At 35.2% G+C, this 25,190-nt stretch carries 18 protein-coding genes and 2 tRNA genes; 15 read left to right on the forward strand and 5 right to left on the reverse strand.

The window, feature by feature from the left end:
- Positions 1–6: 6 nt before the first annotated feature.
- A complete protein-coding gene (gene rpoN, locus FNE73_RS14615; RefSeq protein WP_143885305.1) occupies positions 7–1,470 on the reverse strand; it encodes an RNA polymerase factor sigma-54 in 1,464 nt (487 codons plus the stop codon).
- Positions 1,471–1,889: 419 nt separating this feature from the next.
- On the opposite strand from rpoN, the gene FNE73_RS14620 reads away from it, so the two are divergent.
- The 14 genes from FNE73_RS14620 to FNE73_RS14685 all read left to right on the forward strand — a co-directional run bounded on the left by FNE73_RS14620 (position 1,890) and on the right by FNE73_RS14685 (position 17,948).
- A tRNA-Asp gene (locus FNE73_RS14620) sits at positions 1,890–1,963 on the forward strand.
- A gap of 32 nt (positions 1,964–1,995) precedes the next feature.
- Positions 1,996–2,069, forward strand: a tRNA-Asp gene (locus tag FNE73_RS14625).
- A 271-nt stretch (positions 2,070–2,340) separates the two neighbouring features.
- Positions 2,341–3,189, forward strand: a complete 849-nt coding sequence (locus FNE73_RS14630; RefSeq protein ID WP_143885306.1) for a helix-turn-helix domain-containing protein — start codon at positions 2,341–2,343, stop codon at positions 3,187–3,189.
- Positions 3,190–3,808: 619 nt separating this feature from the next.
- Positions 3,809–4,330 (forward strand): hypothetical protein, encoded by a 522-nt coding sequence (locus FNE73_RS14635; protein ID WP_143885307.1) that lies wholly within the window; start codon positions 3,809–3,811, stop codon positions 4,328–4,330.
- 79 nt (positions 4,331–4,409) lie between these two features.
- On the forward strand, positions 4,410–5,201 hold the full coding sequence (locus tag FNE73_RS14640) for a fimbrial biogenesis chaperone (protein ID WP_143885308.1): 792 nt from the start codon (positions 4,410–4,412) through the stop codon (positions 5,199–5,201).
- A complete protein-coding gene (locus FNE73_RS14645; protein WP_143885309.1) occupies positions 5,194–6,219 on the forward strand; it encodes a hypothetical protein in 1,026 nt (341 codons plus the stop codon). The genes FNE73_RS14640 and FNE73_RS14645 overlap by 8 nt, the downstream gene beginning before the upstream one ends.
- An 8-nt stretch (positions 6,220–6,227) precedes the next feature.
- Positions 6,228–9,023, forward strand: a complete 2,796-nt coding sequence (locus FNE73_RS14650; protein ID WP_143885310.1) for a COG1470 family protein — start codon at positions 6,228–6,230, stop codon at positions 9,021–9,023.
- 142 nt (positions 9,024–9,165) lie between these two features.
- Positions 9,166–9,699 (forward strand): glycine zipper family protein, encoded by a 534-nt coding sequence (locus FNE73_RS14655; RefSeq protein ID WP_143885311.1) that lies wholly within the window; start codon positions 9,166–9,168, stop codon positions 9,697–9,699.
- A gap of 53 nt (positions 9,700–9,752) precedes the next feature.
- Complete coding sequence (locus tag FNE73_RS14660; protein ID WP_228430142.1) at positions 9,753–11,387, forward strand: LIC_10190 family membrane protein; 1,635 nt, start codon at positions 9,753–9,755, stop codon at positions 11,385–11,387.
- A 52-nt stretch (positions 11,388–11,439) separates the two neighbouring features.
- Positions 11,440–12,510 (forward strand): chorismate synthase, encoded by a 1,071-nt coding sequence (gene aroC, locus FNE73_RS14665; protein WP_143885312.1) that lies wholly within the window; start codon positions 11,440–11,442, stop codon positions 12,508–12,510.
- Between the two features lie 16 nt (positions 12,511–12,526).
- Complete coding sequence (locus FNE73_RS14670; RefSeq protein WP_143885313.1) at positions 12,527–13,090, forward strand: thioredoxin family protein; 564 nt, start codon at positions 12,527–12,529, stop codon at positions 13,088–13,090.
- 240 nt (positions 13,091–13,330) lie between these two features.
- On the forward strand, positions 13,331–14,125 hold the full coding sequence (locus FNE73_RS14675; RefSeq protein WP_143885314.1) for a thymidylate synthase: 795 nt from the start codon (positions 13,331–13,333) through the stop codon (positions 14,123–14,125).
- 95 nt (positions 14,126–14,220) lie between these two features.
- Positions 14,221–16,734: a M1 family metallopeptidase gene (locus FNE73_RS14680; RefSeq protein WP_143885315.1), complete on the forward strand. Its 2,514-nt coding sequence runs from the start codon at positions 14,221–14,223 to the stop codon at positions 16,732–16,734.
- A 122-nt stretch (positions 16,735–16,856) separates the two neighbouring features.
- Positions 16,857–17,948 (forward strand): serine hydrolase domain-containing protein, encoded by a 1,092-nt coding sequence (locus FNE73_RS14685; protein WP_143885316.1) that lies wholly within the window; start codon positions 16,857–16,859, stop codon positions 17,946–17,948.
- A gap of 16 nt (positions 17,949–17,964) precedes the next feature.
- Here FNE73_RS14685 and FNE73_RS14690 read toward each other — a convergent pair whose 3' ends face one another.
- From FNE73_RS14690 to FNE73_RS14705, 4 genes are all read right to left on the reverse strand, one after another.
- Positions 17,965–18,783: an alpha/beta hydrolase gene (locus FNE73_RS14690; RefSeq protein ID WP_143885317.1), complete on the reverse strand. Its 819-nt coding sequence runs from the start codon at positions 18,781–18,783 to the stop codon at positions 17,965–17,967.
- Between the two features lie 124 nt (positions 18,784–18,907).
- Complete coding sequence (locus FNE73_RS14695) at positions 18,908–21,238, reverse strand: ATP-dependent helicase (RefSeq protein WP_143885318.1); 2,331 nt, start codon at positions 21,236–21,238, stop codon at positions 18,908–18,910.
- A gap of 179 nt (positions 21,239–21,417) precedes the next feature.
- Positions 21,418–21,786: a response regulator transcription factor gene (locus FNE73_RS14700; RefSeq protein WP_143885319.1), complete on the reverse strand. Its 369-nt coding sequence runs from the start codon at positions 21,784–21,786 to the stop codon at positions 21,418–21,420.
- 20 nt (positions 21,787–21,806) lie between these two features.
- Positions 21,807–23,663 carry a PAS domain-containing sensor histidine kinase gene (locus FNE73_RS14705; RefSeq protein ID WP_143885320.1) on the reverse strand — a complete coding sequence of 619 codons (1,857 nt, stop codon included), beginning with the start codon at positions 23,661–23,663 and terminating at the stop codon, positions 21,807–21,809.
- Between the two features lie 176 nt (positions 23,664–23,839).
- On the opposite strand from FNE73_RS14705, the gene FNE73_RS14710 reads away from it, so the two are divergent.
- Positions 23,840–25,153 (forward strand): M16 family metallopeptidase, encoded by a 1,314-nt coding sequence (locus FNE73_RS14710; RefSeq protein WP_143885321.1) that lies wholly within the window; start codon positions 23,840–23,842, stop codon positions 25,151–25,153.
- Positions 25,154–25,190: the final 37 nt, after the last annotated feature.

Consider the following 25,190-nt stretch of genomic DNA (forward strand, 5'->3'; position numbering starts at 1 on the left):
TTTATTTTAAAGTTCTTTTCTTAATCTTGCTACCGGAATATTGAGCTGTTCACGATATTTAGCAATCGTTCTTCTTGCGATATTATATCCCTGTTCTTTTAGGATCACTACAAGAGCATCATCCGTAAGTGGTTTTCTTTTATTTTCTTTGCTGATGACTTCCTGAAGATGGTTTTTGATCTCTTTTGTGGAAACTTCCTCACCGTCGTCATTCGTAAGACTGTCCGAAAACAGATCTTTCAGATAAATAATTCCGTTGGGTGTATCTGCATATTTGCTTTTTACTACTCTGGAGATGGTAGAGATGTCAAAACCTGTAATATCTGCAATATCTTTCAGAATCATTGGTTTTAGAGATTTCTCATCTCCTGTAATAAAGTAATTGTGTTGAAATTTCACAATAGCATTAATGGTCTGCAGCAAAGTATTCTGTCTTTGGTTAATGGCATCAATATACCATTTTGCAGCATCCAGTTTTTGCTTGATAAACAGAGCAGCCTGTTTGTGTTCAGATGAATTCTTATCGTGAGAATAGGTTGTTAAAATATCTTTATATTCTTCAGAAACTCTTAATGTCGGAGCATTCTTACTATTCAATAAAGGAATAACCTGTCCGTCTTTTACCTGAATAACAAAATCCGGAATAATTTCCTGATTGATCGTAATGGTCTGAGTATCAAAATTCCCCCCAACTTTCGGAGATAATTTTGAGATTTCTTCTAACGCATCTTTCAGATCTTCTTCCTCAATATCATATTTCTGAATAATCTTGTTGTAGTGCTTGTTAGTTAAAGCATCAAATTGAAAACGCAAAATATTTGCAGCAAGAGACACTGCTTTATCCGAGCTTACTTTTTTCTCAATCTGCAGCAAAAGGCATTCCTGCAGACCTCTCGCTCCTACTCCGGGCGGATCCAGTTTCTGAATATAATTTTCTAATATATCTTCTACCTTTTCCTGTGTTGTATAAATTCCTTGGGAAAAAGCAAGATCATCTACAATAGATTTAATTTCTCTTCTCAGATAACCGTCTGTATCAAGATTACCGATGATATATTCTGCAATTTTTAAATCTTCATCTGCAATATTGATAAGATTAATTTGCTCCATCAAATAATCAAAAAGTGACTGACCTTCTGTAAGGAGACTTTCATTATCAAAATCTTCATCATCTGCCGAATAATTACTGGATGCCGTTTTATAACTTGGCTCATCATCATAAAGATATTCATTTACATCGAAATCTGTTTCAATACTTTCCGTACCTTCAGATTCGTAAGAATCATCCAGTGAAGAATATTCATCATCTGCAGTCTCTTCTTTAGCAATTTCAAGTGCAGGGTTTTCTTCCAGCTCTCTTTCCAGCTCCTCTTCAAACTCCAAAGTATGAAGCTGAATCAACTTCATCAGCTGAATCTGCTGCGGCGCAAGTTTCTGTCCTAACTTAAGTTGTAAATTTTGTTTTAGCATATTCTACTTTGTGTCTGTTAACATAATTTAGGACGAATTTACTAATTTTTTTTGAATTTAAATATTTTTAGCATGATTTTTGATGTAGAAATTTTCAGATACCACAATACTACATTCTAAGTAAGCTTAATTCTGGCTTATACTATCTCAATTTCACAGAAAAATGCTCAAAGTATTCAATGTATAGTTGCAGACTTTTGCTTGTAACTCATCAAAAAACTCCAATAAATATAATCCTGATAACAACAACTGTAATATAATAGAGATCAAAACTAATCATATAGCGAAATAATCATTTTGATTCTCTGTAATTTAACATCAATTCTAAAAAATTTAATAATTAAAATTTGCAGATAATGAAAAAAGCTATATATTTGCAACCACAATAATCAAGGGTAACAATCTAAGATTATAAAAAAGATCCGGTAGTTCAGCTGGTTAGAATGCCGCCCTGTCACGGCGGAGGTCGCGGGTTCGAGTCCCGTCCGGATCGCAAGCTTTTACAATTTTTAGTTCAAAAAAATTGATCCGGTAGTTCAGCTGGTTAGAATGCCGCCCTGTCACGGCGGAGGTCGCGGGTTCGAGTCCCGTCCGGATCGCATAAAATCCACTTCTTTTAGAAGTGGATTTTTTCATTATTAAAAGTAAAAATTACGCTTTTTAACAAAATACTCCGCATACTAACCACACAATAACACAGCATTTTCTCAGACATAAATAATTCACTCTCATAATTTACAGTATAATCAACTATATTCCATTATGTGTTAATAATTATTTAAATAAAAATGATTTTTGACATGAATATTATTAATTAAATACCTTATTTTTGACTAATAATATCTCAAAGAAAACACGTTTTCACACACCATGTACAAAATAACAGAGGAATTACGTAAAAATGGCTTTAGTATCAATCTTGTCTCAAAAATAATAGAACGCAATAATTTTTCAAAAATATTCAATACACAAGAATATTTTTGCATTTTTCTTGTTGCTGAAGACCTAGAAATATTGGTAGAAGAAAAAAACTACAACATTTCAGGCGGCAATGCAGTTTTTGTAGGACCACAAAAAAAAATTGAACTTGGCGACGTTTACGACAGAAACATTTACGTTATTGCATTCACAAAAGATTTCTTTGATAAAACATCTAAAGACAGTTTTTATCTAAATTCCCATCTGTTTTTCAATTTCAAGTCTGAAATATTCATTTCTCCTTATTACGGTACTAATGAATACAATAATGTTCTATTGGTAGAAAGACTGCAAAAATTTTCCAAGCTTAATGATGAGAAAATTTATTTATCTGCTGCTCATAACGCAATTGAAAGCCTCATCCTTGACGCGTATCTAAATGAAAATTATATTGAAAGCATCAGCCCCGAACATTTGGAATCTTCAAACTTAGTCAATAGATTCACTTTGCTTCTTCAAAAGAACTATAAGATTCACAAAAAAGTATCTTATTACGCCGACCAGCTAAGAGTTTCCAGCAGAAAACTTACAGAGACTACAGAATCAGTATATGGAAAATCTGCCAAACAAATGATTATAGAAAAAGTAAGTTTTGAATGTGAAAAAGCAATCAGATTTTCAACGCGCTCACTTTCTGAAATTGCGTTTGACCTAGGATTCAATGATGAAGGAAACTTTACTAATTTCATTAAAAAACATCTCGGCAAAAAACCATCCGAAATGCGTGAAACAGCAGGATAATTTGCCTTTTTTTCTAACTTTTTTATAATTAATTTACCCTAAATTCTTTTATTAGTTTATAGATCTGAATATAAATTAAATAAAATACAAGCATTTAATTTACAGATAATTAAAAAATATTTTTACGTAAATATTTATAAATTTTTACGTAAAAATTATTAAATCAAACCCTATATAGTTTGCTTTCCCTTGATAATGTAGATACATTTGTAATATAAACAACAGCAAATAAAAATTATAAACTATAAGAATAAAACACCACACCAAATCACAAAGTTTTATTAGTATTGATAATCTATTCTTTTCAACTACGCATTCAGTATTTTAATAAACTTTTCATCATTCAGTTTTCAGAAAGGCAACAGGATTTCTTGTAATTAAACAATAAGTCCTGTTGCCTTATTTTTTTTCTAAATTCATGCAAATCCGCATCAGAACGCTTTCCAACATTATGTTATTGATAATAATAATCTATTATTTAATTGAAACTACAGTAAATAATAGATTTTTTGTAAAAATTCACAAAAAATAAACCTTTTTTTGCAAATCCCAATCTCTAAATACAGCATATCTTTGCATCCGAAAAGAATAGATATTAATACATTAAAACTGATTGACAATGAAACAAATTTTATTGACAGCTGCAGCTTTGCTAGGTTTTGCAACAGCAAGCGCACAAAACGTGACTTTGAATGTGGTGTTAAAACCAATCCAAACCCTTGTAGTAAATAACCAACAAAAGATTGTAAACTTAGAGTACTCAACTACAGATCATTATGCTAATGGAGTTGAATCTGATAATACGGATCACCTTAATATCTACAGCACAGGAGGATTTCAGGTAAAAGTAAAAAGTGGAAATGCAGTATTGCAAAATGGCGGAAAGCAAATTCAGGCAAATAGTATTCAGGTAAAAGCTACTCCGGGATCTGATGCTGTAAACGGAGCTCAGTATGCTCAGAACGTAACACTTTCTGCTAACGAAACAACTTTAGTGTCATCTACGAATGGTGGTGTAAACAAAAAAATCAGCGTTCAGTATAAAGGAGCAGGTGCAAACGAATACATCAACAACTATATTGCAAATCAAAACCCAACTGTTTATACAACTGAATTAACTTACACTATTGTAAGCCAGTAATAGTATAAGCTATATATAGATATAAAAAGTGTCACAAATCTATTGTGACACTCTTTTCATATAAATAAAAGATTCTAAGATGAAAAATTTTGCATGGTTATTTTGTTTTCTGATTATTCAGATCAGTGCACAGACTGGAATTTCTGTTTCTCCACCCAGAGTTTATTTTGAGTCGGCTTCAGGAAGCAGCAGCACGCAGAAAATTACTGTTACCAATGTAAGTGCAAAAAATTCATTAGATCTTGCGGTGAGTCTGGGTGACTGGGAATATGATGAAAAAGGTGAAAACATGATGCATCCTGCAAATACGCTCAAAAACTCATGCGCAAGCTGGATCAGTATAAAAAAGGAAGACAACTACTTCAGTCTTGCACCAGGAGAAAGAAAAGATTTGGATGTCACCATCACTCCACCGGTTAATACCAAAGATCAGCTTCCTGCTCACACCGCAGTTTTATTTGTCAGCCAGATGAATCCTGTTGATGATGTAGATGCGCAAGGCTCAAAAATCAAAGTAAGTATACGATCAGGAATTAAAATTTTCCATAAATACACCGACATCATCAAAAGAAAGGTAGAAATAAAAGACCTTAAATTTGATGCTTCCAAAAAAATGCTGAACTTAACATTTGAGAATCAGTCTCAAATATGGACAGACGGTAAAATAATTACTGACATTATTAATACCAATACGGGTAAAAAAATAACTATAGAACCTCTTGTATTTTATACCCTTCCAGGAAATATAAGAAAAGTAAGCCTTCCTGTAAATAATCTGGAAGAAAAAGGTTCTTACAACGCATCTGTCATCATTGATTATGGAGATAATGAAACATTGGAAATGGCAGAACTAAACTTTAAATATGAATAAACTTTTTGTTTTTCTTCTTTTAGCTTTAAGTTTTTTTTGCAATGCACAGGTATCTTTTACTTCGTGGATTAACAGCTATATGCAGATTAACTCTTACAATGGTAATAATAATCCTGACGCACTTACCGTAACCTTTGCAGCCAATGGAAACCTGAATATGCCTTATTGGAAACTTTCTGCAAAATTAAAACAAAATATCACCTCACAAAACGGACAATATACTATCCCGGGAAACAAGCTCTCTTTTCAGCCAATCTCCACTTCAGGACAGGCTGAGCCAAATCCAATTCCTACAATAACACAAATAGGAGCACCTCTTAATGTTTTTCTACAGGAAAATACCGAAGCATTTCTGGTTCCGCAATCCAACGCTCCGTTTTACAATATGCCCTCAAAACCAAACGGATATTATAATCTTCAGATAAAATATGGCTTAACCCTTATTGGTGGTGCTTATCTGGGCAGCTATCCTGCATGGACACGTTTTAATGCTCCAGTTGAGTTTACAGCTTACGATCAGCACAATAATATTATTGGAAGAATGAATCATACTTTTCAGATTCAAATAGGAACTTTATCGGGAACTCCGCCTATACAGCAGGAATTTTCGCTAAAAATCAATACCAATGCGGCGAATGGACTTTTAGAATTTAAAAGCATGCAGGATTATAATGAAGGGAAAAGCGTGACATATATCAATGGAATGCAGGTAACCTCCAATACTAATTTTCAGATTAAGGTTAAATCATTACAGAGCAATCTGATTTCCAATACAGGAGATACAATTCCTATAAATGCTATTCGTCTGGTTTTGCAGTCTTCAAACCTTGCTAATCAGGCTGTTTTCCCTATCAGTCTAAGTGTTGCCAATCAAATTATAGCGCAAGGAAACACTTCACAAACCACGACGTATTCTTATGACATAAAATATTTTACGTTGCCACAGGATGCACTTCTCATTAATGCAAAGCCTCAAAATTATTCTACAACCTTACAGTACGAGATCACCCCTCAATAAAAGTCTAAATGATACCTCTACAGGGCAGAAAATTTTTACTAAGCTTCTTTTTATCAATTGTATTCGTATGGATCAGCGGGCAAAACACCTCTTCCAATATTTCATTACAAATCGAAAAAAACAGCTCTACATCCAACTCAAGAATACTGAGTCTGGTTATTGCTGTTCAAAATTTCAATCCTATATCTTTTTCAGGAAAACTAAGATATAAAGCTCCAAAAGGTTTTAAAGTAATTTCCGGTGACGAAACCCCAATAGAACTGAAAGCTAATGAAAAGATTTTTGTTCCGGTAAGAATTATTATAGGATCGGATGCACAGGCCGGAATCTCCCCTATTCAGGTACAGCTATTTAATCAATTTGAAACACTTATCACCGAACAAACTGAAAACCACATTGTAGAAATCAGCAATGAATTGACAATGACAGTTTTAAATTCTAACATTTACAGGTCTTCATCAGATGAACCATTAGAAGTAAAAGTAAGAATTGTGAATTCTGGAAATATAGATCAGAATATTACCGTTGTCTGCAAAATACCTGATCCTTCCAATGGAAATATCTTTATGGAACAACATGCAGAGATTGCTGTAAAAAAAGATTCCATTTTTGTTTTCAGATATAATGATACCAAGAACTTATCAAGGGTATCTAATCTGATGGTGAGTTTATCTGCTTTCAGAAATCCTGAAAAAGAAATTTTCAGTACGTCTAATGTTCTAGTACAGAATATTTCCAGTGTACAAAAATATCAGAATCCTGAATTTTTCAACTTTTCGGAAGAAGCCAGAAACGAAATTACAACCAGCTACAGAAGAGTGGGAGAAAATATAAACATGTATCAGCTATTGGGTTCCGGAGGCATAAACCTTCCTTCCGGCTATCTTTTTATGCGAGGAAATATTGCACTGCTCAACAGCCAGCAGCAGCCTTTGGTCACCAATACCAATATTCAGCTGAGACAGGGAAATAATCATTACAGCGCAGGAAGCATTAATAAATTATTGGAAATGACTCTTGTTGGAAGAGGTGCTGAATACAGCCATACCTTCAGAGACAACAAAAAAATAGAAATAGGCGTTGTAGATCAAAACTTTAATCTTATCGAAAGAAACAACTTTTTGAAAAACGGCTACGGTTTTTTTACAAAAGGAACATTAAATGCCAAAAACAATTCCAGAAATGTTTCTGCAGCTTATATTTACAGAAACGATCCCTTTGAGAAAAGCAACAATCACATATTGGGAGGTGAGGGAAATTACACCTTTAATGAATTCTGGACAGCAAATGGAAAACTAAACGCAGGTCTTACCTCATACGAAGATCTGAAAACCATGAAGCCTTCCTTTTCTGCTGAAAGCAATTATTCCGGGGTCATTAAAAATTATTTGGTAACCGGAAATTACTTTTACAGTTCAGATTACTATCCCGGAAACCGCCGTGGAAGCATACAACTTCAACAAAATATTTCTACTACTTTTAAAAACCATACTTACTTTACCAATATTATTTATTCTAATTTTTCTCCTAAATTCTATTTTTTTACCAGACCGCAGATTTCCGAAAACACCAGAATCGAATTTGGAAGCAAATTCCCTAAAATGGGCAACTTTAATGCAGGTATAATCTATCAGTTTCAGAACGAGAACTCAAACAGTTACAACAATTATTTCGGAAGCTGGGAAGATAACCTGATCAGGAAAATATCGGCTCACAGAATAATAGAACAGCTTTCATGGAATCATATTAAATCAAAACAATCTGCACTCCTGTCTGTTGAAACCGGTTTTGCAAAGTATCCTTCTTCAGATTCCCGGAAGTTTCAGATAAGACTGAATGCAAATTACAGTTTCAAAAATTTTAATTTTAATACCATTTACCAATCCGGAAGTTATTACTTATCAGAATATGCCTTTTCTCAGCTTACGGAAGAAAAAGTAGATTATAAAAAACTCAGTTTATCTCTGTTTTATAACAACAATTTTTATAAAGATAAGCTCAATCTCAGTACAGGAGTTTCCTATGTAGATGATGTTATTTACGGAAAATCACCATCAGCATTTCTCAACACAAGATACAACAGCAAAAATTTTAGTATTTTTCTCAATTCTACCTGGTATAATTATGCGGTAGGAACATTAGCCAGCAACATTCTTACTGTTGAGCTGGGACTTACTCTTAATCTCAAAAAAACTCTATTAAATCCGGACAAGAAAGGGAAAGTTCAGATATTTGCTTTCTATGACGAAAACAACAATAATGTTTTTGATCCTGATGAAAAACCAGCTGAAGGCTATCTCATCAACATTAATGATATTGCTCTGAAAACTACCTCAGAAGGTACAGCAACTTATAAAAATGTTCCTTTCGGAAAATATAATCTCAAACAGCGTATACAGCAGGGATGGTATTATGATGAAACTGATTTTGAAGTTAACAGTTACACTTATCCGCTCTTGGTTCCGCTTCACCAAAACGGAACTTTACAGGGAAAAATTATTTTTGACTACAATACGAAAACAGCCGTTGAGTTTGAGCGCCGTGCTTCTTCTGTATCTTTCAGTATTATTAAGAATAATGAAGTCGTTCAAAGACTTTCCAGTGATGATGAGGGACATTTCACCTCTTTTTTACCTACCGGAAAATATATTATTACTTTGAATGAATCCACACTACCTTCCAATACATATTCTGAAAAGAATTCTATGGAAGTGGAAATTAAAGCCGGGCAAATTTCTGAAATTCCTAATTTCGTTATTAAAGTGAAAGAAAAAAAGGTAAATAAAAAAGTTTTCAGTAATTAATACAGGTACTCATTCACTATATAAATAAATTTCACAAAATTTAATTATTTTAACATTTTCTTAACTAAAACTTGGCTTCATAATTGAAAATAAGATAGCTATAAGCAATTATCTGCTTACTATTTAATTTAAAATTTGAGTTATGAAAAATATAGTTTTAGCAGGAGTAATCTCAATATTTGCAGTTACAGCCTGTAAGAAAAGTGAAGATAAGGTCGCTGAAAAAACATTGGAACAGCAAAAAATGGAATTTCAGGTAAGACAGCTTGAAATAGAAAAACAAAAATTGGCGATCGAAAGAGAAAGATTTGAATACGAAACGCAAAAAAGAGCAGACAGCATTGCTACAGCTCAACAGGCAAAAACAGCCGCAGCGTCTAAACCTCAGGTAATCAGGGAAACTAAAACAGTTTATCGTGATGCGCCAAGAGCTTCCTCAGGCGGAACAAGTTCAGGCAGCAGTGCTTCACAAGGAACTACTGCTCAAAAACAAGGGATAAGTGAAGCAGCAAAAGGTACTGCAATAGGTGTAGTAAGTGGTGCCGCGCTGGGAGCAATTGTTAATAAGAAAAACCGTGGCGGTGGTGCAGTTGTAGGAGGTATTATCGGAGGAGCTACCGGATATACTTTAGGTAGAGCGCAGGATAGAAAAAGCGGCAGAGTACAGCCAAAATAATTTACATACATATACTTTCAGAGAGATTGCTTATTTTTAGGCAATCTTTTTTTATGCTTTTACTATTTTTTTCATCGGTTTTTATCATTCCTACTCTTATGGGGTGGGGTAAATTGCTGGAAAAGATAATTCCGGTTCATATTTGCGGAATAGCCGGTAAATCTCTGAGCGGAATTTTAGCCTTAGGGATCATTTTTGCAATGGTCTCATTTTTTGTTCCTCTCAATCTGATGGTGGAAATCCCTGCCGTAATTATCGGACTTGCAATTTTCTTTAAAGAAAAACTTTATGAATATTTTTATAAAATTCAGAAGAAAAACCTTAGTATTCTGGTGTTTTTCATCCTGATCATTCTCTATTGCGGTTCCTCATATCCATTTATTTTAGATCATTTCGGATACTATATTCCTACTATAAAATGGCTTACAGAAGTAGGAATTGTAAAAGGAATCTCAAATCTTGATCTTATTTTGGGACAAATGTCTGTCTGGCATATTCTGCAGGCCGGCTTCAGCAACTTCTGCGATCCTTTTTTTAAGCTAAACAGTGTATTATTAATCATTTACATTTTTTATATCATTGAAAATAAAACATGGATTCATCTGATTATCATACCTTTTTTACTGTTTTTTGCACAATCTCCAAGTGCGGATTTGCCAGTTGTCATTTTTTCTTTGATTATTGTGAATGAAATCTTCTCAGGCAGTAAAAACATTCCCTTTTTATTTGGTTTAGCGGTTTTTGCTTTTGCAGTAAAACCTACAGTGATCTGGCTGCCCTTATTTGTGCTGCTCTACTCCGCTTTTAGCATGAAAATGAGTATTCAGAAATTAGTTTTTGGCAGTTTTATTTTTTCTTTATTTATATTTAAAAATATCTGGACATTCGGATATCCTATATTTCCGGTAGCAGTACTAGATCTCGGAATACCCTGGAAACCGAATCCCCAGCTTTTGCAGTCCTCTTCGGAGTATGCCATTTTAAAAACGTATGACGGACAGTATACTTATGAAGAAATCTTACATTTTTCATGGTTCGATTATATCAAAAACTGGTTTCTGCTTTCAGGAATAAAATCTTTTATCAACATTGCTTTTATTCTCGGTTTGACGGGATTTATTATTTATGCTTTTATTAAGAAAAAAAAAATCATTTCACTTCTCGTCATTTCTGTATTGGCTAAAAGTATTCTCGTACTGCTTTTTTCAGCACAATACAGATTTTTTCTGGATTTATTCTTCGTTATATTTTTTGTAATAGGTTTCCAGACACTGCAGAGAAAAGCTGTGATTGCTTTTTCAATATTATTAGTGGTCATTTTTTCAGGAATATTCACATTTCCGGCTTTTATCCAGAATTATATTCCAAGTTTTAATGTGGGAAAATTTATGGTAAAAAAAGATCTGAAACAACTTTTCGAACCAACCAATTACGAATACAAAAACTTCAACCGTTGTAAAGTCGGAAATTTGAATTTTAATGTTTCAAAACAATATCCTTTTAACTTTGAAACGCCTATTCCTGCTATTTCAACAAGTTATGTTTTAGATTATCAAAAGGCAAAAATATTTCCGCAGCTAATAGACAAAAATAATCTCAGAAAAGGCTTTATCTGGAAAAAACTTGATTCCACAGAAGAAAAAGAAGTTAATAAAACGATAGACATCATTAAAAACGATTATCGCTAAAGCCAGAAACAAACACAGCCGTTTTCTAAATAAAAAGCAATAATTTTGCAATATGTTCAATTCATTAGGCAATTTTCTCAGTCTTACCACATTTGGTGAGAGTCACGGCAAAGCTTACGGCGGAATCATCAATAATTTTCCCGCCGGTCTGGAAATCAATTTAGATAAGATTCAACACGAATTAGACCGCAGAAAGCCCGGTCAGTCGGCAATAGTTACCCAAAGAAAAGAAAGTGACACCGTACAGTTTCTATCCGGAATTTTTGAAGGAAAAACAACCGGAACTCCTATTGGATTTTTAATTGAAAATGAAAATCAAAAGTCCAAAGATTACGATCATATTGCAGCATCATACCGCCCGAGTCATGCAGATTTTACTTATGATCAGAAATTCGGCATTCGTGATTATCGTGGTGGTGGCAAATCTTCTGCACGGGAAACCATCAATTGGGTGGTTGCAGGAGCTTTGGCGAGACAGCTTTTGCCTAAAATTGAGATCAACGCCTATGTTTCTTCTGTAGGAGAAATTTTTTGCGAAAAACCTTATCAGGCCTTAGATTTTTCTAAAACCGAAAGCAATGAAGTACGCTGTCCCGATACGGAAACAGCTGAAAAAATGATTTCTAAAATTAAAGAGATTAAAAAGCAAGGCAATACCATCGGCGGAACGATTACCTGTGTTATCAAAAATGTTCCTGTCGGAATTGGTGAACCTGTCTTTTCTAAATTACAGGCAGAACTGGCAAAAGCAATGCTCAATATTAATGCCTGTAAAGGTTTTGAATACGGAAGCGGATTTTGCGGAGCAAGAATGACCGGCTCTGAGCATAACGACGAATTTAATCCCGATTTCACTACAAAATCAAACCTTTCGGGTGGAATTCAGGGCGGAATTTCCAACGGAATGGATATTTATTTCCGGGTAGCCTTTAAACCTGTCGCAACTATTCTCAGACCGCAGGAAAGTGTAGACCAATACGGAAATGCTGTTACGGTTGAAGGAAAAGGAAGACACGATCCGTGTGTGGTTCCCAGAGCTGTGCCTATCGTAGAAAATCTTGCCGCTTTTGTGTTGGCAGATTTATTTCTGATCAATAAAACAAGAAATATAAATCAATTTTAAAATAATCTTTTAAGTAATGAAAAATTACTGGGACAAAGCTATTTCTTTCGAGGAATATGTACAGACAGGAAAATCCAGGCTGGAAAATCCTGCCAATCAGCAAGAGACTGATTTCAAACATTATTATGAACTCGGACTTCAGAGAATCGACAGAACTTTAAAAAAGTATATTCCCAATGAAGAGCAGCTTACTGAGCTTCAGTCTAAAAACTTTGACGGAAAAATCCTGATCATTTCCGAAGTCTGGTGCGGTGATGCAAGCGCCACAGTTCCTGCTTTGGTTAAGTTTTTTGAAGGCAGAAACGAAGTGAAAATTTTCCTCCGGGATAATGACAAAAGTCTGATTAGTCAGTTTCTGACCAACGGAACCGAATCTATCCCGAAAGTGATCATTCTGGATAAAGATTTTAACGTTAAAAATTCGTGGGGACCACGTCCGAAATTCGGGCATGAGCTTCTTCTGAAATACAAAGCCGATCCCGAAAATTACACCAAAGATCTATTTTACAACGATCTGCAGGTGTATTATGCCAAAAACAGAGGCAAAGATGCGGTGCAGGAGATTCTGGAGTTGCTGTAAAGTTTCTTTGGTTACAAAAAAGGTTGCCTCAATCGGCAGCCTTTTTGTTTTAATTCGCTTCTAGCTAATTATTCCTTACTCCAACTTCAGACAATAACAGATTCCATTCTTTTACTTATTTAATCGAAAATTAAGACAGGAAAATAGTTCCAAAAAAATATGTAAGTAATTAAAACTTTCACTATTAAAAGAGCTTAAAAAAAATTCATTTTCTTAAATTTGAGGCATAAATTTTTCCCGATGCAAAATTATCTTGATTTACTGAAGCATATACTAGAGAACGGAACCGATAAAACCGACAGAACGGGAACCGGAACCCGAAGTATTTTTGGCTATCAGCTGAGGTATGACTTGTCTGAAGGATTTCCTTTGGTAACAACCAAAAAAGTTCATCTGAAATCTATTATTTATGAATTATTATGGTTCATAAAAGGGGATACAAACATCAAATACCTAAAGGACAATGGCGTTTCTATCTGGGATGAATGGGCAGACGAAAATGGAGATTTAGGTCCTGTTTATGGTGCACAATGGAGAAGCTGGAACGGAGCAGACGGAAAAGTGGTAGATCAGTTTTCTGAAGTTATTGAGCAAATCAAAAGAAATCCGGATTCCCGAAGATTAATTGTTTCTGCATGGAACGCCGCAGAAATCCCGAATATGGCACTTGCTCCCTGTCATGCTTTATTTCAGTTTTATGTAGCAGACGGTAAACTGTCGCTTCAATTATACCAAAGAAGCGCAGATGTTTTTCTGGGAGTTCCTTTCAATATTGCAAGTTATGCACTTCTTCTTTTGATGGTTGCTCAGGTGACCGGACTTAAAGCTGGAGATTATGTTCACAGTTTCGGAGATGTACATATTTATAACAATCATTTCGAGCAGGTGAAAAAACAACTTTCGAGAGATCCAAGACCTCTTCCTTCCATGAAGTTAAATCCTGAAATTAAAAATATTTTTGATTTTGATTTCGAAGATTTCACTCTGGAAAATTATGATCCGCATCCGGGAATTAAAGCTCCCGTTGCGATATAATAGAAAGTGGGAATTCCCACTTTTTTTGTAACAATTTCATAGAATAAAATACTTATCAATCTTTAAAATATAACCACGATACAAAATTCGTCAGAATGAAAAAAATATTCATTGCATCGTTATTTTTAGGTGCATTTTTTAATTCAAATGTAACTTTTGCCCAAACCGAAACATCCGGAAGAGAAAAAGTATACAGAGCAACGCACACCAAACTTACCGAGCTTAAACACACCAAACTGAAGGTAAATTTTGACTATGAAAAGGAACAGATGAACGGAGAAGAATGGCTTACTGCCGCTCCTTACTTCTATCCTGCCAGCGAATTGATCCTTGATGCAAAAGCAATGCTCATCCACGAAGTGGCTCTGGATAATAATGGTAAAAAAACACCTCTGAAATACGAGTATAAAAATGATATTTTAAAAATTAATTTAGACAAAACATATACGAGAAATCAGGATTATACTGTTTACATCAAATATACTTCACGTCCAAACGAAGTAACACAGGAAGGAAGCGCAGCCATCAATGATGCTAAAGGTCTTTATTTTATCAACGCACAAGGTAAAGATACTGATAAGCCGACTCAAATCTGGACTCAGGGAGAAACTGAATCTTCATCTGCCTGGTTTCCGACCATTGATAAACCGAATCAAAAAACAACCCAGGAAATCTTCATGACAGTTCCTGATAAATATGTAACGCTTTCTAACGGAGTTTTAAAATCTTCACAAAAAGAAGCCAACGGATTGCGAACCGATCATTGGGTAATGGATAAAAGACATTCTACTTACCTTTTCTTCATGGGCGTTGGAGAATATGCTGTAGTAAAAGATAAATGGAAAAATATTCCTGTAGATTATTATATTGAGAAGGAATATGAACCCTACGCAAAACAGATTTACGGAAACACTCCGGAAATGATGGATTTCTTTTCTAAAAAGCTGGGCTATGATTATCCATGGGCAAAATATGCACAGATTTCGGGAAGAGATTACGTAAGCGGAGCAATGGAAAATACTACAGCAACGCTTCACGGAAGTGACATTCTGCAAAAACCCGGTCAGTTAATTGACGAAAACAAATGGGAAGATACTATTGCTCATGAGCTTTTCCATCATTGGTTTGGTGATCTTGTGACGGCAGAAAGCTGGAGCAATCTTACCGTGAATGAATCTTTTGCCAACTATTCCGAATATCTTTGGAACGAATTCAAATACGGGAAAGATCAGGCAGATTATCATCAGATGGAAGATGTGAATAACTACATTCATAATCCTTCAGATTTCAAAAAAGATTTGGTAAGATTCGACTACAAATCAAGAGAAGATGTTTTTGATCTGGTTACGTATCAAAAAGGAGGCGGAATCCTGCACATGCTGAGAAATTATCTTGGTGATGATGCATTTTTTGCAGGAATGACCGATTATCTGAAAACCAATGAGTATCAGGCAGCAGAAGCACATCAGGTGAGATTATCTTTTGAGAAGGTTTCAGGAAAAGATCTGAACTGGTTTTTCAACCAATGGTATTTCGGAAGCGGAAATCCTAAGCTGAATTATTCTTACAACTTCGAGCCTGTGAAAAAGCAGGTTACGGTAACGATCAATCAGTCTCAGGAAGAGCCTTTTCAGTTTCCTTTAACAATTGATGTTTATGAGAACGGTAAGCCTAAAAGACATCAAGTCTGGATAAATGCTGAAGCAAAAAACACCTTTACTTTTGATGTTTCAAAAAACCCTGACTTAATCAACATCAATGCAGACGGAATCCTGCTTGCTGACATTACCGAATCTAAAACTCCTGAACAGTATCTGATGCAGTTTCTTGGTTCTAAAGAATTTAAAAGTAAATACACCGCATTAAACGGAATTAAAGATCAGGTCGGTAAAAACCCTGCAACTACAAAATTATTGGCGGCAGCATTAAAGGATCCGTTTTTCAGAACCAGAATAAAGGCTTTAGAACTTATTGATCTTACCAATACAGAGATAATGAAAGCTCTTGGAAGCGAGGTTGAAAAATTAGCAGTAAACGATCCTAAAACATTAGTACAAGGTGCGGCAATTGCTGCATTAGCCAAAACAAAAGATAAAAAATACGTTTCAATCTTTGAAAAAGGAGTTAATGCTGTTTCTAACTCGGTAAAAGGAAATTCTTTAGCTGCAATTGTGGCGGTAGATCCTTCAAAAGTAAATTCCTTAGCTGATAAAATTGATCTGGAAGGCGCATCAGAAGAAATGCTTACCCAGCTTTTGCCTATTGTTGTAAAAAATAAGGTAACCTCTCAAATGGCAAATATTGCTCCGCTTGCAGCGTTTTATCCTTTCATAAAATTCCAGAATCCTGATTTGGGGAAAGTTGCCGAAGAAGGCTACAACTGGATCATGTCATCCGATAACATGAAGGCTACACAAAGTATTACCAAAATTCTTGGGCAGGCAAAAAGCCAGATGGGCGAAAATCCTCAGGTAAAAATGATGATCAGCCAAATGCTGAAAGATGGTCTGAACAAAAAAATGGAGCTGCTTAAGCAGAATCCTCAGAAAGCGTCAAGCATCAATCCTCAAATTGATGTGATTAATAAAGCTATTGAAAATTTCAGGTAGTAATTTTTTTAAATAAATTTTTATCATTGACTGGTTCTCTACTAAGAGCCAGTCAATTTATTTTAAATCTTTTTTAACTATAAGGTTTTTTATAAATCTAAAATCTGATTTAAAACTAATCTATGAAAACAAAAAATCTATTCTCTGTTTGGATCTTTTTATTAATATTTTTTGCATGCAGTACTGATTCCTCTGAAGAAGTACCTGCTAAATCTGAAAATTCCCCATCTGAAGAACCTATGTATTTCCCACCAAACAATAGTGATCTGTGGGAAAGAAAAACGATCTCATCTCTTGGCTGGAACCAGACAAAAGTACAGGATCTTTTGACTTATCTTGAAACCAAAAACACTAAAAGCTTTATTATCCTTCAAAACGGAAGAATAGTCATGGAAAATTATTTTTCGGGACACACATCAGTAACACCATGGTATTGGGCAAGCGCCGGTAAAACTCTAACCTCAGCCGTTGCGGGAATTGCTGAGCAGGAAGGTTTTTTAAATATCAACAATACAGTTTCCACGTATATTGGAACGGGCTGGACAAGTGCTCCGTTGGTCAAAGAAAATCTTATCACGTGCAAAAACTTACTCACCATGACATCAGGTCTTGATGACAGCCTCGGAGATGATGTATCTCCTGCCAACCTTCTGTATAAAGCGGATGCCGGTACCAGATGGGCATATCATAATGTTTATGTAAAGTTGCAGGATGTGGTTGCTTCTGCTACAGGTCAAACCTGGTCACAGTATTTTAATTCCAGACTAAGAGACAAAATAGGAATGACCGGAAGCTGGATTCAAAATGGCAACAACAGTGTATACTGGAGTACAACAAAAAGTATGGCAAGATTCGGATTATTGGCTTTAAACCGGGGAAACTGGAACGGAACTCAAGTGATTAATTCCAATTATTTTCAGAATGCTATTACCACTTCACAAAACATTAATCTGGCTTACGGATATCTGTGGTGGCTCAACGGAAAAACAAGCTATCATCTGCCCCAAACGCAATTTCAGTTTAGCGGAAAGATTATTCCTAATGCTCCGGATGATCTTTTTTGCGCTTTAGGAAAAAACGATCAGAAAATTTATGTTGTCCCTAGCAAAAAATTAGTAGTAATAAGAATGGGTGATGCGGCAGACAGCATAAATCCCGCACTTTCTGATTTTGATGATGTTTTATGGCAAAAAATAAATGCAGTGATCAAATAGTCACTGCATTATGTCATTATTTCTTACTTTTTTCCACTCTTTTGATTTCGTTCAAAAGCAAAGGAAAAGCAGGGTGTGCCATTCCCCCGTGATCAAAACCCTGTAACTCGTATAAAGTAGTTTCTTTATGACCTTTCAGTTTCATCATTCTCCACATATAGGCATTTTCTTCGTATCTTCCCATCAGCTCTTTTTCTCTGTCTCCGGTAATCAAAAGTAAAGGAGAAGCATCTGCACGTATAAAATACAGAGGAGCCATATCATCTATTCTTGCATCAAGTTCACCAATGCCTTTTTCTTTTCTGGTAGTAAAATGCGAAATCATCTGTCCGCTGAATGGTATAATTCCGGCTAATTTATTGGCATCAATCTGATATTTATTCAGATAAGATTTGTTTAGACCGACCATTATTGCAAGATAACCTCCTGCAGAATGCCCTGTAATGAAAATCTTCTCATCATTTCCTCCGTATTTTTTAATATTATTAAAAACCCAGGCTGTTGCAGCTGCTGCATCTTCAATATATTTAGGCGCTTTTACTTTTGGCGACAATCTGTAATTTACAGCGATTACAGCAATACCCTGATTTTTTAGTTCCTCAGGAATAAACTTTTCCCCTCCGGTAATTCCTCCGCCGTGAAACCAAATTACTGTCGGAAAATCTTTGATATTCTGCGGAATATAAATATCCAAAACACATCTTTCATTGATGTATGCATCAGACTTGTTTGTTTTTTCGTCATAATAATGAATATTATTGACCGTTTTATAATCCTGCGCAAAAGTTTGGAATGAAACTAAACTGAGAAAGAAAATAAAAAGAAGCTTTTTCATTTTAAATATTTTGGAGTGTAAAGATACAAATTTGATATTTCTTACTTAGTTTCTTTTTAACTAAGACAATAGGTATCCTTTACAGCTTTCTGTACCAATACTTTTAAAAATATGTTGATTTTTTTTAAATCTTCGTCAGTTTTGCATATTTAAGAATCAGATTCTTTTCGCCTTCGTGAAGGAAAATTACTTTCGCTTTAATATTTTGTGGATCTGTACCGTCTAAAAATGCTACTTCACCAACTCCGAAACGATCATGCCTTACTTTATCTCCTACCTCAATATCCTGAGAAGAAGCTCCGCTTGGATTGATAATTTTGGCTGTACTTACAGGTTTTAGCTTTCTTGGTTCGGCAACAGGTTTGTCTTTATCTGCTTTAGTAATAGTTTTTTTCTCAACTTTTTTAAAGCTGCGGATTTCCGAAGGATGCTCGTCAAAAATATTGGAGGTAATACCGGAATTATTGATAAATCTGCCCTGCATCGCCGGATTTAAAAATTCGATATATTCTTCATCAACTTCACTTAAAAATCTTGATGGCTCTGCATCGGTAATTTTCCCCCATTGAAATCTTGACACCGCATAGGAGAAAAACGCCTGCTTTTCAGCTCTGGTTAAAGCTACATAAAACAATCTTCTTTCTTCTTCCAGATCCTCTCTTGTGGCAGAACTCATAAAGCTCGGAAAAAGATTTTCCTCTAAACCTACCAGATGCACAACCGGAAATTCCAGACCTTTGGAAAGGTGAATCGTCATTAAAGAAACGGCATCATCTGCATCATCCTTCTTTTGTGTATCTGCCGAAAGCGCAATATTTTCCAGGAAGTTGGGTAAACTCGGATCCCCGTCTTCCAGCTGCATTTGCTCCTCAATGAACCCCTGCATAGAGTTCATTAATTCCTGTACGTTTTCTACTCTGGAAATTCCTTCAGGAGTCTGATCGTCTTTTAAAAATTTAATCAGACCGCTTCTTTTTGCCACTTCCATGGCAACATTGTACGCCGTTTCTGTTTTAAGCAAAACCTGAAAGGCTTTGATCATTGACCAGAAATCATTCAGCTTGGTAATAACTCCGTTATTAAACCCCATATGAGGTGCATACATCGGCAGATTACTTAGAACTTTTGACACCGAAACATTCTGAGAATCTGCAAAAACGATTAATTTATTTTGAGTAGTTTCGCCAATTCCTCTTGCAGGATAATTGATGACTCTCATCAAAGCTTCCGAGTCATTTTCATTGACTAAAAGCCTTAGATAGGCAATTAAATCTTTTACTTCTTTTCTTTGATAAAAAGAGAGACCTCCATATACTTTATACGGAATATTTTTTCTTCTTAAAGCATCTTCAAATGCTCTTGTCTGAGAATTTGTACGGTACAAAATGGCAAATTCACCAAATTTCCTTTGATCCCTATTGTGAATCTCCCAGATATTTCCGGCAACAAAATTGGCTTCATCAGCGTCGGAAAGTGAGCGGTACACTTTTATTTTCTCTCCTTCTTCGTTTTCACTGAAAACATTTTTCTTAAACTGCTGAAGGTTCTTAGCAATCACTACATTGGCAGCATTCACGATATTCTGAGTCGAACGGTAGTTCTGCTCCAGTGAAACCGTTACTGCATCGGGATAATCTTTTTTGAAATTTAAAATATTGTAAATATTCGCTCCACGGAAAGAATAGATCGATTGTGCATCGTCTCCTACTACACAAATATTTTCAAATTTTGAGGCTAAAGCTTTTACAATAAGGTATTGTGAATGATTGGTATCCTGATACTCATCCACGAGAATATATCTGAATCTGTCCTGATATTTAGCCAAAACTTCAGGGAATCTAGTCAGCAATTCATTGGTTTTTAACAATAAATCATCAAAATCCATCGACCCGTTTCTGAAGCAGGCTTCAACATATTTTTCATAAATTTTACCCAGAAACTTCATATTGGCTTTTTCGTCAGCTTCCAGCAATTCAGGGTTATTATAATAAGCCTTTACGGTAATAAGGTTGTTTTTGTAGGATGAAATTCTTGCCTGAACTTTTTTGGGTTTGTATAAATCCGCATCAATATTCAGGTCTTTAATCACTTTTTTAATCACATTCAGCGCATCCTGCTGATCGTAAATAGTAAAATTGGATGGATATCCCAGATAATGCGCTTCACTTCTCAGAATTCTTGCAAAAACAGAGTGAAAAGTTCCCATCCAAAGACTTCTTGCGTTGCTTTGTCCTACAACTTTTGCAATACGTTCTTTCATTTCTTTGGCTGCCTTATTGGTAAAGGTAAGCGCCAGAATATTGAAAGGATCTATTCCATTGGTAATTAAATGTGCAATCCGCATGGTGAGAACACGCGTTTTCCCGGAACCAGCTCCTGCAAGCACCATCAAAGGCCCTTCCAGTGTTGTAACAGCTTCATATTGTGATTCATTCAGTCCATTCAGATAATCCATACTGCAAAAAAATTTGGAAAACAAAAATAGTGTTTTATAAGGAGAATTCAAATTAGATCGTTGAAAGATGAATCATCATTTGAGATAAAAATAAAAATCAGCCTTGTTTGGCTGATTGCGTTTATTAATGTTATCATACGTTGAAAATCAAATTATAACGCAGTCCTAACAATTAGTTCTTACTTAGAGTAAAGCCTTATTTTTTCAATCATATCATTGATGTCAAAAGGTTTTGCAATAAATGCATCTGCACCCGCATCTAATGCTGACTGCTCTAATCCACGGCTTGCAGACATGATTAAAACCGGGATACTCTTCAGGTTTTCATCAGCTTTTACCATTTTGCAGATATCTCTTCCGTCTTCTCCGGAAAGCCATATATCCATCAGAATTACGTTGGGCTTAGATTCCGGACTCAGCGTTTTGAACATATCAGATCCTTTATAAAATTTTTCTACCCGGAAACCTTCAAAATCCAGCATCATCCCTATTGAATCTACTATTGCAGGACTATCATCCACTACCAATACCTTCAGCGAATCAGACATCTTTTATTTTTTGTACGTTATTATTTTTTGCATGTTGGAATCTGGAAGCAAAAATCAGACCCTTTTCCTTCAATTGAGTTGACAAAAATTTTACCTCCCGACCTTTTAATGATTTCAGATGAAATATAAAGTCCCAAACCTAATCCCGGAAATGTATGTTCTTTGGAACCGCTGACGCGGTAATACTGTTCAAAAACTTTTGACTGCTTTTCCGGTGGAATACCAATTCCGAAATCTTTTACACTAAACTGAATACTATCATTCAATAATGAAGCTTTTACATGAACCTCATCTGCTTCCGGAGAATATTTTGTTGCATTACAGATCAAATTGCTCATTACCTGTGCAATTCTGTGCCTGTCTGCAAAGATCTCACCAATATCGCCCTTCTGAACAACAATTTTATGCCTGGATGCCATTTGCTGTTCTGCTACTACCTCATCAATTAGTGTATCAAAATCAAAATAAGACTCATTAAGCTGAATCTGTCCATTCTGAATCTTTGTAACATCCAGCAAATCTCTTACGAGACCGTTAAGAAGCTCAATCTGAGAGTCCATTTTTGAAGCAATTTCTGCATTTCTTTGATCTCCGTTGAGCAAAAGATTCCTTTCTATAACCTGTGTGTAGAGTTTCAAACTTGTAAGAGGAGTTTTCAGCTCATGGCTTGCAATACCGAGAAAATTATCTTTTTGAGTCTGTAGTTTTTTAAAATCATCAATATCGGTGAAAGTTCCTATCCATTCTTTGATTTCATTCTTTTCATTAACGATAGGTACAGCTCTTGCGAGAAACCAGCGATATTCTTCCTCATTAGACGGATTGCGAAATTCGTGCTCTACTTCAAAAGGCTTTCCTGTTTTCACACATTCTTTCCAAATTTCATCAACTCTTTCAAAAACCTCTGGCTTTATCATGTTTTTTACCGACTCTGTGAGATTCATTTCCGAATTGGCATCAGCAAAATCAAACCATTTTTCATTCATGTACTGCAATCTTCCGTTAGGATCGGTAGTCCATACAATCTGAGGCATTGAATTTGCCATTTCCCGCAGCTTCTCTTCGTTTTTCTGAATTTCTTTTCGGGCATTCACAGAATGAGTTACATCTACTGCAACATTATAAATGGCATAAACCTGACCGTCCGAGTTCTTTAAAGGTTTATAAGAAAAATTATAGTAAAATGTCTGAAGTTTACCGTCTACCACAAGATCTACTCTGTCTTCTTTTGCGGTATATGTTTTACCAGTAATAAAAATATCTTTTAGCAAACCTATAAATGGCTGACCTTCCAGTTCAGGAAGTGCATCTTCCAGTTTCATTCCGATGACAGATTTCTCTTTGCCCCATGTTTTCAGCATCGGCTCATTGGCCAATTCTATAAACAAATCCCCTGATCTGTAAATCGCAATCGAATAATCTGATTTTTGTATCAGATCTTCAAATCTGTATTCACTTTCTTTTAATCTTTTTTCGGATAAAACCTGATCCGTAACTTCTGTTGCAACAACACTTACCCCAATAATCTGCTCGTGATTTTTATCATAAACCGGAGAATAAATAAAGTCGAAAAAATGCTCTTCATACAAACCATACTTTTCCAGATATACCGAAAGTTTATCACCTTTGAAAATTTCACCTTTATGGTAGACATTATCAAAGATTTCTATAAAACCCTGCGATTTTATTTCAGGCAAAACATCAAACAATGCTTTACCTATGCATGATTTATCTTTACCCCAAAGTTCAAGAATTTTAGGATTCGCAGTATGAATGACATAATCATCTCCCATCAGAAGAGACATCGCTACCGGTGCCTGGCTGAATAGAGTGATAAGTGAATCGTAGGATATATCGGAAGGTAAAGTATTTTTCATTATCAGATTTGGAAATCAAAATTAGTTGTTATTTATCAATTTAATAAAATTTAATTTTAGAAACAGATACCACAAAAGTTTAAAAAATAATTTTATCACAACCTTATGCAAAAGTTTTTCCAAAATTGTAACAAATAATGTATTTTTGAGACTTATTGACAAAACAATTTCTATTTATGAAAAAACGACTTCTTAGTGCTGCAGCAGCTGCCTTTTTCGGAGCAATGCTGAACGCACAGCAAATCAAGTTTGAAGAATATGATTTACCAAATGGTCTTCACGTTATTCTTCATCAGGACAATTCTGCACCTGTAGTAACAACAGGTATCATGTATCATGTAGGAGCGAAAGATGAAGTAGTGGGAAGAACAGGTTTTGCACATTTCTTTGAACACCTGTTATTTGAAGGAACTCCTAACATCAAAAGAGGAGAATGGTTTAAAATTGTTTCGTCTAACGGTGGGCAGAATAATGCCAATACAACCAACGACAGAACTTATTATTACGAAACTTTCCCTTCCAATAATGAGCAGCTTGGTCTTTGGATGGAGGCAGAAAGACTTCGCCACGCACAAATCAATCAGGTTGGTGTAGACACTCAGAGAGAGGTTGTAAAAGAAGAAAAGAGATTGAGAATGGATAACCAGCCTTATGGAAATCTTTTCACTAATGTGCAGAAAAATCTTTTCACAAATCACCCTTACCATTGGTCAACCATTGGCTCGATGGAAGATCTGAATGCTGCTAAACTGGAAGAGTTTCAGGCATTTTACAAGAAATACTATGTTCCGAATAATGCAACTTTGGTTGTAGCAGGTGACATTAAACCGGAACAGACAAAAAAATGGATTCAGGAATATTACGGAAGCATTCCGAAAGGAACAGTTTATCCTAAAAATTTCCCTAAGGACGAGCCAATAACAAAAGAGAAAGAAGTTACCGCTTATGATCCGAATATCCAGCTTCCTGCTTACGTTTTCGCTTACAGAACTCCGGGGAATAAAGAAAAAGATGCCTATATATTAGATATGCTTTCTTCTTACCTCAGCAGCGGAAAATCTTCTGTACTTTATAAAAAACTGGTAGATCAGGAGAAAAAAGCACTTCAGGTTGCTGCATTCAACCAGGGTCTTGAAGATTACGGTATTTTTGCTTTTTTTGCTATTCCTATGGGAGCGACTACGAAGCAGACACTTCAGACCGACATAGATGCTGAGATCAAAAAACTCCAGACTACTCTCATTTCTGATGAAGATTATCAAAAGCTTCAAAACCAATACGAAAATCAGTTTGTAAATGCCAATTCAAGCATAGAAGGAATAGCTTCATCGCTTGCTACTTACAATGTTTTGATGGGTGACACCAATTTAATCAACAAAGAAATTGACATTTACAGATCTATCACTAAGCAAGATCTTCAAAATGCGGCTAAAAAGTATTTGAATTCTAACCAGAGAATCATCCTTAATTACTTACCTGAAAAAAAATAATCTAGAGAAAACTTAAGTTTTATAAAGATTATCCATT

Origin of the sequence: Chryseobacterium binzhouense, from assembly GCF_007474545.1 — a bacterium.
Lineage (GTDB): Bacteria > Bacteroidota > Bacteroidia > Flavobacteriales > Weeksellaceae > Chryseobacterium > Chryseobacterium binzhouense.